This window comes from Streptomyces sp. NPDC014864 (assembly GCF_043081525.1).
Lineage (GTDB): Bacteria > Actinomycetota > Actinomycetes > Streptomycetales > Streptomycetaceae > Streptomyces.
In genome coordinates, this window is record NZ_JBIBWT010000012.1 from 60,906 (window position 1) to 73,556 (window position 12,651).

Sequence of the window (12,651 nt, forward strand, 5' to 3'; positions counted from 1 at the left end):
GGTCAGCCCCCCTGGACGGCGGTCAGCACTTCGACGCGGTCGCCCTCGGCCAGGGCCGTGGACGACCACCGCGTGCGCGGGACGACGGTCTCGTTGAGGGCGGCGGCCACTCCGGCGGGGGCGGCGGTCAGCAACGCCACGACGGTGTCCAGAGCCGTGCCGGACGCGACCTCGCGCGGCTCCCCGTTGACCGAGATGTTCATGCGGGCTGCTCCGAGAGTGCGGCGGCGCGAAAGCGGCGCGGGCTGAAGGGGCGGGCGTCGTCGGGCAGGTCCCCGGTGACCAGGGCGTGTGCCAGGGCGTCCCCGGTGACGGGGGTGAGCAGCACGCCGTTGCGGTAGTGCCCGGTGGCCAGCAGCAGCCCGTCCAGGTCGGTCGGGCCGAGCAGCGGCGCGTTGTCGGGGGAGCCCGGACGCAGCCCGGCCCGGGTCTCCGTCAGCGGCAGCTCGGTGATCCCCGGCACCAGTTCGTGCGCGTCCCGCAGCAGCTCGTACACACCGCCCGCGGTCACCGCGGTGTCCCAGCCCAGCTCCTCGCTGGTCGCCCCGACCACCAGCTCGCCGTTCAGCCGCGGCACCAGGTAGACCTGGCTGCCGCGCACCACGGCCCGTACCGTCCGGCTCAGGAAGGGCGCGTACCGCTTCGGCACGGTCAGCCGCAGCACCTGGCCCTTCACCGGCCGCACCGGCGGCAGCACGTCGGCCGGCACGCCCGCGAGCCGGCCGCTGAGGCTGCCCGCCGCGAGCACCACCCGGCCCGCGCCCAGCACCGTGCCGTCGCGCAGCACGCAGCCCGCCGCCCGGTCCCGGACCACGGTCAGCCGCTCGGCCCAGGCGCGGTGGAAGACCACGCCCGCCCGCTCGCACGCGGTCACCAGGGCGCGGGCCAGCCGCCGCGGGTCTACCTGGTGGTCGCCGTCCACCCGCAGACCGCCCCGCACACCCGGCGCGAGCATCGGCTCCAGCCGCCGGCACTCGCGCCCCGACAGCCACTCGGAGTCCAGGCCCGACCGCTGCTGCAGCGCGTGCAGCTCCCGCAGATGGGCCCGGTCGTCGGCGTCCAGCGCGACGGCGAGCGTGCCGCACCGGCGGTAGCCGAGGTCGAGGCCGGTCAGCTCGGTCAGCTCGGCCGCGAAGTCCGGATAGCGGCGGGCCGAGGCCAGGTTCAGCCCGAGCAGGGTCTGCTCGCCGTGGTGCAGTTCGGTGACGGCGGCGAGCATCCCGGCCGCCACCTGCGCGGCCCCGCCGCCCGGTTCGGGATCCACCACGGCCGTGGTCAGGCCGCGCTGCGCCGCCCGCCAGGCCGTCACGAGCCCGATGATCCCGCCCCCGACGACCAGGACGTCCGCGGTGCCCGGGGACGAGGTGCCCGTGGCCGAGATGTCCGGAGACGTGCCCGGCGACGGGGTGCCCGGAGGCGACGTACTCGGAGACGGCGTACCTGAAGACGACATGGGCGTCCAGCCCCTCCCTTCGCCGGCATGACCCGGATCAGGTTCGTACGGTCGGAGGCCGCCAGCCTCCCTCTCAGCCCGGTGCGTCCGGGCTCCCGCGAGTGCTTGTACGGTGGCCACCCTAGCCCGCCGGGCACCGACCTCGTAAGGGAGCCTTCGCCCATGCCGCGCTCGCTCGACGGCCTCGTCCTCGCCCCCGTCGCCGACCAGGCCCCCGGCCAGGTGGGCACCCGCACCCGGTTCACCTACCACGAGCGGAACGGGGAGATCTGGGCCGAATACGCGGGCGGTGACGTCGTACGCGGCCATCTGGTGGGTATCCGGGAAGGGGACCGCCTCGACTTCCGGTACGTGCAGCTCAAGCACGACGGGACCACGTCCTGCGGGCACTGTGTGTCGACGGTGGTCGAACTGCCCGACGGGCGTGTCCGGTTGGAGGAGAGCTGGCAGTGGGAGTCGCAGCCGGGGAGCGGGACGAGCGTGGTGGAAGAGGTGACCGGCCCCGCTGTGCAGCAGGTCACGCGGTCCGCACCCTGACTGACCCTCCGTCAGGTGTCTAAGGTGATCGGGTGAGCGAGCAGACGCAGGAACACGGCACGTCACAGCCACGGCACGTGGTCGTCGCCGGCGCGGGCATGGCCGGAGTGCAGACCGCGGTGGCCCTGCGCGAGCAGGGCTTCACCGGCACCGTGACGCTGATCGGCGCCGAACCCCACCAGCCCTACGACCGGCCGCCCCTGTCCAAGGCCGTCCTGCTCGGCAAGGCCGAGGACTCCGCCTTCGACGTCGACTTCGAGGCCCTCGGCATCGAACTCCAGCTGGGCCGCGAGGCGCTCGCCGTGCGGGTCGACGCGCACGTCCTCGACACCTCCACCGGTCCCGTGCCCTACGACGTGCTCGTGCTGGCGACCGGCGCCGAACCGGTCCGGCTGCCGGGTGCCGAGGGTGTCCCCGGCGTCCACCTGCTGCGCACCCTGGACGACGCCGAACGGCTGCGTCCGGTCCTCGCCCGGCAGCACGACGTCGTGGTCGTCGGGGCCGGCTGGATCGGCGCCGAGTTCGCCACCGCCGCCCGCGAGGCGGGCTGCGCGGTGACGGTCGTCGAGGCCGCGGACCGCCCGCTCGCCGGGGCGCTGCCCGCCGAGGTGGCCGCACCGATGGCCGCCTGGTACGCCGACTCCGGCGCCGTGCTGCGCACCCACGCGCGCGTGGCGCGCGTCGAACCGGGCGCGGTGGTCCTCGACGACGGCACGCGGCTGCCCGCGGGCGCCGTCGTGGTCGGCATCGGCGCGCGCCCCGCCACCGGCTGGCTGGCCGGCTCCGGCATCCCCCTGGGCGCCCACGGCGAGGTCCTGGCCGACGACCACCTGCGCGCCGGCGCGCCGGACGTGTACGCGGTCGGCGACTGCGCCTCCTTCCCCTCGGGCCGGTACGGGGAGCGCCTGCTCGTCCACCACTGGGACAACGCCCTGCAGGGTCCGCGCACCGTCGCGGCGAACATCCTGGGCGAGACCCCCGCGGTCTACGACCCGGTCCCGTACTTCTGGTCCGAGCAGTTCGGCCGCTTCGTGCAGTACGCCGGCCACCACGCGTCCGCCGACACCACCGTCCTGCGCGGCGACCCGTCCGGACCGGCGTGGACGGTGTGCTGGCTGCGCGAGGGCCGCCTGGTGGCCCTGCTGGCGGTCGGCCGTCCGCGGGACCTCGCCCAGGGCAGACGCCTGATCGAGGCGGGCACGCCGATGGATCCCGGCCTGCTGGAGGACCCCGCGCGCCCGCTGAAGACCGCCACCGCCGAGGGAGCGCCGCCCACGGCGCCGACGTAGGACCCTCCCCGGGTGGACGGGCCTGACTTCCGACTGTCGGTCCCAGATGGCACGCTTGATCCCGTGACCGAGATTGACGCAAAGATCGATGCTCTCGTCCCCGCCTGGCTCACCCTCCCCGACATCGCCGAACAGCTCGGCGTCGAGGTGACACGTGTGCGGCAGCTGGTCAAGGACGGCCAGCTCATCGCCGTACGCCGTGGTGAGAACCGCGCGCTGCACGTCCCCGCCGCCTTCATCGACGGGGACAAGGTCGTCAAGGGACTGTCCGGGACCCTGACGCTCCTGCGGGACGACGGTTTCACGGACGAAGAGATGCTGGAGTGGCTCTTCACCCCCGACCCGACCCTGCCCGGCACCCCCGCGCAGGCGCTGAGCGAGAATCGCGGCACGGAGGTGAAGCGCCGCGCCCAGGCGCTCGCCGTCTGATCCAGTACAACCGTTCCCACGGCGTACGGGCCGCGCCCACCGGGGCCGCGGCCGCGGCGGGCTGCGGCCCGCCGGGGTCACGGCCCCTCCGGGGCGCGTCCCGTACGCCGACGACACACCGCACCGACACCGGGGGGATCCACGTATGCCCGACACCGCCGCCCGCGCCCGTGACCGGCTGGCCGGCGCCCGGCTCTACCTGTGCACGGACGCCCGGACCCGCCAGGGCGACCTGCCCGAGTTCCTGGACGCGGTCCTGGCCGGCGGGGTGGACATCGTGCAGCTGCGCGACAAGGGCATGGAGGCGGCCGAGGAGCTGGAGCACCTCCGGGTCTTCGCCGACGCCTGCGCCCGGCACGGCAGGATGCTCGCGGTCAACGACCGGGCGGACGTCGCGCACGCCGCCGGCGCCGACGTGCTCCACCTGGGCCAGGGCGACCTCCCGGTCCCCGCGGCCCGCGCGATCCTCGGGGGCGACGTGCTGATCGGCCGCTCCACGCACTCGAAGGCGGAGGCCGAGGCGGCCGCCGCGCAGGACGGCGTGGACTACTTCTGCACAGGTCCGTGCTGGCCCACGCCCACCAAGCCCGGCCGCCCCGCCCCCGGCCTGGACCTGGTCCGCCACACCGCCGCCCTCGGCACCGCCCGGCCCTGGTTCGCCATCGGCGGCATCGACCTCGGCAACCTGGACGAGGTCCTCGACGCCGGCGCCCGCCGCGTCGTCGTGGTCCGGGCGATCACCGCGGCGGACGACCCCGGCGCGGCGGCGGCGCAGTTCGCCGAGCGGCTGCGCGGGGCCGCGTAGGCGTCATCGGCCGGCCGGCCCCGCCCTTCGGCCGCGGTCCCGCTCGGCCCGGGTTCGGCCTCCGCCCGCTCCCGTCCGGCCCGGGTTCGGCCTCCGCCCGCTCCCGTCCGGCCCGGTCCCGGCGCGCTCGGTCTCAGCCGTCTCGGTGCCGGCGGTCCGTGCCGAGCCGTCTCATTCCGTGGACACCGACGGGTGCGGAGGGGATTTCGCGGGGTCCGGATGTCCAAGGGGTGAACAACGAGTCGACAAATCAGGCAAATTTCCGGCTTTCGGTTGGGGGACCGGCGCACCCTGGATAACCTGCGAGTATGGCCCTCGGAACCGCATCCACCCGGACAGATCGCGCCCGGACCGTCCGCGACATCCTCGCCGCAGGCAAGGCGACGTACTCGTTCGAGTTCTGGGCGCCCAAGACGGAGAAGGGCGAGCGCAACCTGTGGAACGCGCTCCGGAGGGTCGAGGCGGTCGCCCCCGACTTCGTCTCCGTGACCTACGGCGCCGGCGGTTCCACCCGCTCGGGCACCGTGCGGGCCACCGAGCAGATCGCCTCCGACACGACGCTCACCCCGGTCGCCCATCTCACCGCGGTCAACCACTCCATCGCGGAACTTCGCAACATCATCGGCCAGTACGCCGACGCCGGGATCCGCAACATGCTGGCCGTGCGCGGCGACCCGCCCGGCGACCCGATGGGCGAGTGGGTGGCGCACCCGCAGGGCGTGACGTACGCGGCCGAGCTCGTCCGGCTCATCAAGGAGTCGGGCGACTTCTGCGTCGGTGTGGCCGCCTTCCCCGAGATGCACCCGCGCTCGGACCACTGGGACACCGACGTCGCGCACTTCGTCGACAAGTGCCGCGCCGGGGCCGACTACGCCATCACGCAGATGTTCTTCCAGCCCGAATCGTATCTGCGCCTGCGCGACCGGGTCGCCGCGGCCGGCTGCGAGACCCCGGTGATCCCGGAAGTGATGCCGGTCACCAGCGTCAAGATGCTGGAGCGGTTGCCGCAGCTCAGCAACGCCTCGATCCCGGGCGAGCTGAAAGAGCGGATCCTCACAGCCAAGGACGATCCGGCGGCTGTACGCTCGATCGGGATCGAGTTCGCCACGGAGTTCTGCGCGCGGCTGCTGGCCGAGGGAGTCCCCGGACTGCACTTCATCACGCTCAACAACTCCACGGCGACCCTGGAAATCTACGAAAACCTGGGCCTGCACCACCCCCCGCAGGCCTAGACCGGCCGCACCGCGATGGGACACACTGCGTAGCGGCCACTGGGAGAGGGGCGTACATGGGCTGGACGGTCCTCTACATCGCGTTCGGCGTCGTCGCGCTGTGGCTGCTCGGCGAGGTGCTGCTGCAGTACAAGGCGCGCCTGCGCTGGCGGTTGCTGGCCTTCGCCGGCTTCCTCGGCGTCGTGCTCGGCGTGCTGATCCCGTCCGTCGTCGTCATCGGTCTGGGCGCCGCCGCGTTCGCGGTCGGGCAGACCTACGTCACGCTGTCCTTCCGCCGCGGCTTCGCGGCGGGCTGGGCGGTCCGCGGCCCGGGCGCCGACGCCGGCAGCAAGCGCCGCCGCGGTGAGGCGGCGGACCACCACGAGCCGTCCCTGGAGGTCTCCGACCCCGAAGCTGCGGACGGCGCCCACGCCGACGGCGTCCACGGCCGCGACGGCCTGCCGTACGGCGACGAGTACGACCACGAGGACGTCTTCACCCCCGCCCGGTCCGACGGCCCCTCGGCAGCCGAGACCACCGCCGTGTACGAGCCGCAGCCCATGCCCGACGACACCGGCTCCTACGGCGTGTACGGCAACTCCGCCTCCGGTTACCCGGGCGGCCCCGACTCCGCCTACGCCACCGCCGGGCACCCCCAGGACCAGTACGCGACCGCCGCCCAGGGCGCCGACCAGAGCTACGCGTACGACTACTCGGGCTACGCACAGCAGAGCTACGGCTACGACGCCGCCGGCCAGCAGCAGTACGCCGCCTACTCCGACCCGTACATCGGCACCCAGAGTTACGGCGACGCCTCCTACGACACCGGTTACGCGGACCAGCAGGGCTACGGCCAGCAGGGCTACGGCCAGGACGCGTACACCGGCGGCTACGGCGGCGAGACCCCGTCCAGCGGGGTCTGGGTCCCGCAGCAGCGCGGCGACGGCACCTACGGCGGTGAACTCCCGCCCGAGCAGTCCTACCCCTACCAGGGCAACGGCCAGGGCCAGGACCAAGGGCAGGCGCACGGCAACGGGTTCGACGAGCAGTACCGTTTCTGACGGGCAGTACCGTTTCCGGCGCGTCCGGCCCGCGTCCGGCGCGACCCGCCGGGGACGGTTCCGGGCCGCCCGGTCAGGACCGGCCCGCGCTCACTGCGAGCCCCTGAACTCCGGCCCCTCCACGATCAGTCCGGCCACCAGCGCCCCCGACATTCCCGCGTGCGGAAGGCCGCCCCCGGGATGCGACCAGCCGCCGACCCGGTACAGACCGGGCAGGCGCGTGATGTTCGCCGGGTGCAGAAAACGGCCGCCTCCGGCGGCGAGCGCGGGAGCGGGCACGGCCCCGTGGCGGGCGCCCGTCTCGGCCTGGGTGTGCGCGGGCGTGCGCACCTCGTGCCACAGCAGACGCTCCCGCAGGCCGGGCACCGCGGACCCGGCGGCTTCGAGGAGCAGGTCGGCACAGTGCCGGACCACGGCTTCGTCCTCCCAGCCGGCCTCGGCCGACATCACGGCGGACAGCACCGCGGACTCGTGCGCCCCGTCCGGCCGGAGCGCGGGGTCGTCGGGGCGCAGCACGGTCACCGTGGGACGCCCGGGTCGCTCGCCGCCGGGTGCGACCAGCAGATCCAGCTCGGACTCGAAGTCCGGTGCGTGGACGACCGTGCGGTGCGCGGCGCCGGCCTCCCGCTCGCCGCGCAGGGCCAGCAGGACGGTGAACCGGGCGAACGGGGGCGAGACCGTGTCGGCGCGCACGTCCCCTTCCTCGTCCAGCGGACGATCCGTCAGGGCACGCAGCCGCACCGGGTCCACGTCGGCCACCACGTGGTCGGCCCCCGCCGCCGTACCGTCGGCCAGCTCCACCCCCGCCGCCCGGCCGTCCTTCTGCGGGATCCGGATGACCTCGGCACCGAAGACGAACTCGACCTTGCGCCGCACGCACCGCTCGTACACCGCCCGCGCCAGCTCGCGCATGCCGCCGCGTACGTACCAGGTGCCGAAGGCGTGCTCCATGTACGGCAGCACGGCAGCGCTCGCGGGCACGGTCCGGGGATCGAGACCGTACGCGAGCACCTGGGTCTCCAGGAGGGCGGCCAGCCGCTCGTCACGCAGCTCCCAGGAGCCGATCTCGCGCAGGGTCCGTGCCCGCCGTGTGCGCAGCAGCCGCTTGTGCGGTACGGCCGGGTACGGCTCCCGCTCGGCGAGTACCCGCCAGTCGGGCCACAACGGCTCCTCCAGCAGTGGCCGCCGGGTGCGGTCCCAGGTCTCGCGGGCCCGCACCAGGAAGTCGCCCCAGCGCTGACCGGCGCCCGCGCCCAGGGCCTCGTCCAGGGCCGCGACGACACCCGCGCGCGAGGCGTTCGGCAGGGACACCTCGGTGCCGTCCGCGAAGACGTGCCGCGCGGCGGGGTCGACCTGGACCAGCTCGACGACGTCCTCCAGCGTCTCCTTGCCGGTCTTGACGAAGAGGTCGCGGTAGACCGCGGGCAGCGGGAGCAGTCCCGGGCCGGTGTCGAAGGCGAAGCCGTCCCGCTCGACACGGCGCACCGCTCCGCCGTACGTCTCCGTCTGCTCGTACACCGTCACCCGGTGGCCCGCGACGGCCAGCCGGGCGGCGGCCGCCATCGCGCCCATCCCGGCGCCGATCACCGCAATCCGTGCCATGCCGGCGACTTTATCGGCAGCCACCGACAGCTCCGGCGGCGGGGCGCTGACCAGCGCTTTCCCCGCAACGGGCTGAAGCGCGCGGGCCGTCCCGGCCGATGGCCGCGAGCGCGCCCCGGGCGGCCGGGGAGCAGCGGCACGCACGCGGCCGGCACCGGGGGACGCACCGGCGTCGTGGGGGCGCGTGCGCAGGAGTGAGTACCCGTACCTAGCCGGTGAGATGAGTACGCGCGCGGATGGGGCCCGGCCTGCGCGGACGGGAGAGTGGAGGCACGGGAAGGGGCACGGCTCCGGTACCGCCGGCACGGGGCGGCGGAACGGGGCGGCCCTCGACCGCTCCTTCCGCCGGCTCACGTCGGCGGGAGCGAGACACGGGGGAGCCCGGGGGAACGACCGTACGGGGGCCCAAGGGGAAGAACGGGGGGCGCGAAAGGCGCCGGTGCGCGAGGGCCCGCGGGGGACGCGGCCTTCGCACACCGGCGCCTTCCGCCGTGCGTGCCCGTCAGCGGCCGCCGCTCACCCGCCCCTGGAGCAGCCGGGACAGCGCCGCGTGGACGTCGTCCAGGGAGCGCTCCGGCTGGAAGGACTTCCAGTCCAGGGCCGCCACCAGCACCATGCCGACCAGCGCGGCCGCGGTCAGCTGGACGTCGATCTCGTCGCTGAACTCGCCGGCCGCCACGCCCTCGTGCAGGACGTCCTCGACGACCGCGACCGCCTCCTGCCGGACCACCATCAGCGTCGACTGCCAGGCCCGGTTGGTGCGCCACAGCTCGGCCACGTACAGCTGGGTGAAGGCCGGGTAGCGGTCGATGAAGACGAGGCCGGCCCGGACCATCGCGTCCAGGGCGTCGACACGGCTGCCGCCCTCGCGGGCCGTCCGCTCCGCCGCCTCCCGCAGGGAGGCGGTGAGCAGTCCCACACCGTGCCGCAGCAGCTCCTCGAAGAGGACCGACTTGCTCGCGAAGTTGTAGTAGACCGTGCCCTTGGCGACCCCCGCCCGCTCGGCGATCTCGTCCACCGTGGTGGCCGAGAAGCCCTGCTCGGCGATGAGCGTGACGGCTGCCTCGTAGAGCTTCTGCCGGGTGGCCTCGCGGCGGGTACGGCCGCCCCGCGTGGCGCTGCTGCGTTCCATGGCGTCGATTCTCACAGCAACGGACTCCGCGCAGGGCACCGAGGGCGCCGGTGGCCTCGAACGCTCCGGGGACGCGGAGGTGGCCGGGCACGCCGATCGCTCCGAGGGCGCCGCGGCCGTCGGCGGGGTCACAGGCTCAGCTCCGGGTGCAGCCGGTCCAGCGACCACACCTGCCGGCGGCGGGCCGCGAGCGCGGTCAGCGCGAGCGCGCCCGCGGTGAAGGCCGTGAGCACCGCGCAGGCCGTCCACACCGGGCCGAGGCCGCCGCCGGTGATGAGCCTGCGGAGGGAGTCGACGATGTAGCTCATCGGCAGGAACGGATGGATCGCGTTGAAGAAGCCCGGACTGGTCTGCACGGGGTAGGTGCCGCCGGCGGACGTCAGCTGCAGCATCAGCAGGGCGAGGACGAGGATCCGGCCCGCCGCACCGAAGCGCGCGTTCAGCCACTGCACGATCGCGGCGAAGCACGCCGCCACCAGGAACAGGAAGCCGACCGTCCCCGCGGCCCGCACCATCTGGAGCCCGATCGCCCAGTGCAGCACCGCCATCAGGGCGGACGTCTGCAGCACGCCGACCGCCACCACCGGCAGCCAGCCGGCGAGCGCGATCCGCCGGGCCGAGGCGCCCGCGGCGAGCGCGCGCCGGTTCATCGGCGGGATCAGCATGTACGCCACCATGGCGCCCACCCACAGGGACAGCGGGATGAAGTACGGGGCGAAACCGGTGCCGTAGTTCGGCGCGTGGTGCAGGTCCCGGGCGGCGAGCTGGACCGGATCGGCCATGACGCCGGTGCGCGCGTCGCGGTCCTTCTTGTCGTAGTCCGGGATCCGCTCGGCGCCGTCGTGCAGGCCGCCGGCGAGCTTGCCGGAGCCGTCGACCAGCTTGTACATGCCGCCGCTCAGGTCGTCGGCGCCCGTCCGGAGCCTGCCCACGCCCTTGTCGAGGCCGCTCGCGCCCGTGCTCGCGGTGCCCAGCCCGGCGTGCAGCTTCTTGGCGCCCGCGGCGACCTTCCCGGCACCCGAGTTCAGCTGGTTGATCTTCTTGACGGCGTCGTCGATGTCCTCGGACAGGTGCGGAGCGCGGACGGCGAGCGCCTGGGCCTGCTTCTGGAGCGTGCCGAGGTTGCCGTCGAGCGTCTTCAGGTCACCGTGCTGGTCCGCGATCAGCGTGTTCAGGTCGTCGGCGACGGCGGCCACGTCGGCGGCGGCCTCCTTGGCCTTCTTCAGGTCGGCGCAGGCGGGGTCCGGCAGGACGGGTTCGGCGCAGCGCCTCGCGTAGACGCCGTCCAGGACCTCGGAGGCCGCGTGCGCGCCCTTGGCGGCGCCCGGGGCCACCTTCACCAGCGTGTCGAGGTTGTGGCGCACGGCCTTGGCCGAGTCGGCCACCAGCCGGGCGGTGTCCCCGATCGTCCTCTCGTTCTTCTCGACGAACGGGCCCACCTTGCCGTCGACCGCGTTGACCTTGTCGGCGAGGGCCTGGGTGCCGTCGGCGACCCGCCGCGAGCCGTCCTCCAGGGAGGCGGCGCCGGTGGTGAGCCTGCGCAGGCCCTTGGACAGCTTGCCGCTGCCCTTCTTGGCCTCCGCCAGGCCTTCGGCGAGGTCCTTGGAGCCCTGTTCGGCCTTGCCGATGCCGCCCTTGAGCCGGTCGGCGCCGTCGGCCGCCGTCACGGTCTTGCCGTGGATCTCGGAGAAGGAGATGAAGATGCGGTCCAGGAAGGACCGGGACGCCTTGGTGGAGGCGGCGGTGCGCACCTCGCTGAAGACCGTCCGCGAGATCTGCCCGACGATGTAGTTGTTGGCGTCGTTCGTACGGACCTGGAGCGCGCCGGTCTCCGGGGAGTCGCCCGCGCTGGAGGCGATCCGCCTGCTGAAGTCGGCGGGCATGGTCAGCGACAGGTAGTACGTACCGTCCTCGACGCCCCGGCGGGCCTCGTCGGCGTCGACCCGGTGCCAGTCGAAGGTCTTGCTCTCGAGCAGGCCCTTGGTGAGATCGTCGCCGGCCGTGACCCTCCTGCCGTCGGCGGTCGCGCCCCGGTCGTCGTTCACGAGCGCCACCGGGATGCGGTCCAGGCGGCCGTAGGGGTCCCAGAAGGACCACAGGTACAGGGCGCCGTAGAGCAGCGGCAGCACCAGCAGCGCCACCAGGGCGGCGCGGGGCAGCTTCCCGCGCCCGAAGCGCCTCAGCTCAAGCGCGGCCAGTTTCGGCGAGCGCATCGGCCGCCCCCTTCGCTTCGTCCTCGTTCGCTTCGTCGTCGTTCGCTTCGCCGTGGTTCGCCGGGACCGTCCGCCCGGTGGAGACGGTCACCGCGCCGTCAGGGGCCTCGCTGCACACCGTCAGCACGGTCGTCCCGGACCCGGCGAGGGAGGCGAGCAGCGCCCAGACCTCGGCCCGTTCGTCGTTCGACAGCTTGAAGTCGGCGTCGTCGACGGCGAGCAGCCGGGGCGCCGACATGAGCGCCAGGGCGAGCGACAGGCGCAGCGCCTCCATGCGTTCCAGATCCCGTACGGCGGTGCGGGCGCCCTTGGGCAGGGTGGCCGGGTCGAGACCGGCGGCGGCCAGGGCGTCGTCGATCAGCAGCTTCGCCTCGGCCCTCCGCTCGGCGCGGGGCCGCAGCAGCCCGCGCAGGGAGTCGCGGAACCGGCGCTGCAGCAGCGCCCGTTCGCGCAGGTGCTCGCCGACGGTGAGGGCCGGGTCGAGGTCGGTGACCCCGGCTACGTTGGCGAGCGCGCTGACCCGGCGCAGGGCGGCCATCTGCCGGGGCAGTCCGAACCCGCCCACGACGGCCACTCCGTCGGTCGGCTTCATCCGGCCGGTGAGCGCGAGCAGCAGGCAGGTGCGGCCGGACCCGGACGGGCCCTCGACCGCGATCAGCGAACCGGGTCCGGCGTCGAGGCCGATGCCGCGGAACGCCCAGCCGCGCGGGCCCCGCAGCCCGAGGTCGCGGGCCATGACCCCGAGGCCGCCCGCCGTGTCCTGCGGGCGCTCCTCGGGGCTCTCCTGAGGGCCGTCCAAGGCTTCCCCCCCTGTGCGGTGCAACCGGCCTTGCGGGCCGGCTTTTTGAACTGACTGGTCAGTGCAAAAAGTACCCCGAACCTAGGAGCGAAGCAAAAGCGCAGGTCAGAACGGATTGTC

At 74.1% G+C, this 12,651-nt stretch carries 12 protein-coding genes and 1 riboswitch; of the genes, 6 read left to right on the forward strand and 6 right to left on the reverse strand.

Annotation, left to right across the window (positions count from 1 at the left end; all coding sequences use genetic code 11):
• Positions 1-2: 2 nt before the first annotated feature.
• Both thiS and thiO read right to left on the reverse strand, forming a co-directional pair.
• The gene (gene thiS, locus ACF1A5_RS22065; RefSeq protein ID WP_392194557.1) at positions 3-203 is read right to left on the reverse strand and encodes a sulfur carrier protein ThiS; all 201 of its coding nucleotides are present in this window, start codon (positions 201-203) and stop codon (positions 3-5) included.
• On the reverse strand, positions 200-1,453 hold the full coding sequence (gene thiO / locus ACF1A5_RS22070; RefSeq protein ID WP_392194558.1) for a glycine oxidase ThiO: 1,254 nt from the start codon (positions 1,451-1,453) through the stop codon (positions 200-202). Before thiO ends, thiS begins: the two co-directional genes overlap by 4 nt.
• Positions 1,451-1,562: riboswitch (TPP riboswitch) on the reverse strand. (Overlaps the previous gene by 3 nt.)
• A gap of 53 nt (positions 1,563-1,615) precedes the next feature.
• On the opposite strand from thiO, the gene ACF1A5_RS22075 reads away from it, so the two are divergent.
• From ACF1A5_RS22075 to ACF1A5_RS22100, 6 genes are all read left to right on the forward strand, one after another.
• Positions 1,616-1,990, forward strand: a complete 375-nt coding sequence (locus tag ACF1A5_RS22075; protein ID WP_392194559.1) for a hypothetical protein — start codon at positions 1,616-1,618, stop codon at positions 1,988-1,990.
• A 32-nt stretch (positions 1,991-2,022) separates the two neighbouring features.
• Positions 2,023-3,279, forward strand: coding sequence for an NAD(P)/FAD-dependent oxidoreductase (locus ACF1A5_RS22080; protein WP_392194560.1), 1,257 nt, complete (start codon positions 2,023-2,025; stop codon positions 3,277-3,279).
• Between the two features lie 63 nt (positions 3,280-3,342).
• Entirely contained in the window at positions 3,343-3,708 is a 366-nt protein-coding gene (locus ACF1A5_RS22085; protein ID WP_356187738.1) for an Rv2175c family DNA-binding protein, read from the forward strand.
• Positions 3,709-3,853: 145 nt separating this feature from the next.
• A complete protein-coding gene (gene thiE / locus ACF1A5_RS22090) occupies positions 3,854-4,513 on the forward strand; it encodes a thiamine phosphate synthase (protein ID WP_392194561.1) in 660 nt (219 codons plus the stop codon).
• Positions 4,514-4,821: 308 nt separating this feature from the next.
• Complete coding sequence (gene metF, locus ACF1A5_RS22095; protein ID WP_392194562.1) at positions 4,822-5,745, forward strand: methylenetetrahydrofolate reductase [NAD(P)H]; 924 nt, start codon at positions 4,822-4,824, stop codon at positions 5,743-5,745.
• A gap of 56 nt (positions 5,746-5,801) precedes the next feature.
• On the forward strand, positions 5,802-6,785 hold the full coding sequence (locus ACF1A5_RS22100; RefSeq protein ID WP_392194563.1) for a hypothetical protein: 984 nt from the start codon (positions 5,802-5,804) through the stop codon (positions 6,783-6,785).
• Between the two features lie 90 nt (positions 6,786-6,875).
• On the opposite strand, the gene ACF1A5_RS22105 is transcribed toward ACF1A5_RS22100, so the two are convergent.
• From ACF1A5_RS22105 to ACF1A5_RS22120, 4 genes are all read right to left on the reverse strand, one after another.
• Positions 6,876-8,387 carry a phytoene desaturase family protein gene (locus ACF1A5_RS22105; RefSeq protein WP_392194564.1) on the reverse strand — a complete coding sequence of 504 codons (1,512 nt, stop codon included), beginning with the start codon at positions 8,385-8,387 and terminating at the stop codon, positions 6,876-6,878.
• Between the two features lie 502 nt (positions 8,388-8,889).
• Positions 8,890-9,519 carry a TetR/AcrR family transcriptional regulator gene (locus ACF1A5_RS22110; RefSeq protein ID WP_392194565.1) on the reverse strand — a complete coding sequence of 210 codons (630 nt, stop codon included), beginning with the start codon at positions 9,517-9,519 and terminating at the stop codon, positions 8,890-8,892.
• Between the two features lie 128 nt (positions 9,520-9,647).
• On the reverse strand, positions 9,648-11,732 hold the full coding sequence (locus ACF1A5_RS22115) for a YhgE/Pip family protein (protein ID WP_392194566.1): 2,085 nt from the start codon (positions 11,730-11,732) through the stop codon (positions 9,648-9,650).
• The gene (locus ACF1A5_RS22120) at positions 11,704-12,468 is read right to left on the reverse strand and encodes an ATP-binding cassette domain-containing protein (RefSeq protein ID WP_392194707.1); all 765 of its coding nucleotides are present in this window, start codon (positions 12,466-12,468) and stop codon (positions 11,704-11,706) included. Before ACF1A5_RS22120 ends, ACF1A5_RS22115 begins: the two co-directional genes overlap by 29 nt.
• Positions 12,469-12,651 lie beyond the last annotated feature (183 nt).

Excerpts from the sequence above, each read along its gene's own strand:
- thiS (WP_392194557.1), bottom strand. The coding sequence starts at position 203 with ATGAACATCTCGGTCAACGGGGAGCCGCGCGAGGTCGCGTCCGGCACG.
- thiO (WP_392194558.1), bottom strand. The coding sequence starts at position 1,453 with ATGTCGTCTTCAGGTACGCCGTCTCCGAGTACGTCGCCTCCGGGCACC.
- ACF1A5_RS22075 (WP_392194559.1), top strand. The coding sequence starts at position 1,616 with ATGCCGCGCTCGCTCGACGGCCTCGTCCTCGCCCCCGTCGCCGACCAG.
- thiE (WP_392194561.1), top strand. The coding sequence starts at position 3,854 with ATGCCCGACACCGCCGCCCGCGCCCGTGACCGGCTGGCCGGCGCCCGG.
- metF (WP_392194562.1), top strand. The coding sequence starts at position 4,822 with ATGGCCCTCGGAACCGCATCCACCCGGACAGATCGCGCCCGGACCGTC.
- ACF1A5_RS22100 (WP_392194563.1), top strand. The coding sequence starts at position 5,802 with ATGGGCTGGACGGTCCTCTACATCGCGTTCGGCGTCGTCGCGCTGTGG.
- ACF1A5_RS22105 (WP_392194564.1), bottom strand. The coding sequence starts at position 8,387 with ATGGCACGGATTGCGGTGATCGGCGCCGGGATGGGCGCGATGGCGGCC.
- ACF1A5_RS22110 (WP_392194565.1), bottom strand. The coding sequence starts at position 9,519 with ATGGAACGCAGCAGCGCCACGCGGGGCGGCCGTACCCGCCGCGAGGCC.
- ACF1A5_RS22115 (WP_392194566.1), bottom strand. The coding sequence starts at position 11,732 with ATGCGCTCGCCGAAACTGGCCGCGCTTGAGCTGAGGCGCTTCGGGCGC.
- ACF1A5_RS22120 (WP_392194707.1), bottom strand. The coding sequence starts at position 12,468 with ATGGCCCGCGACCTCGGGCTGCGGGGCCCGCGCGGCTGGGCGTTCCGC.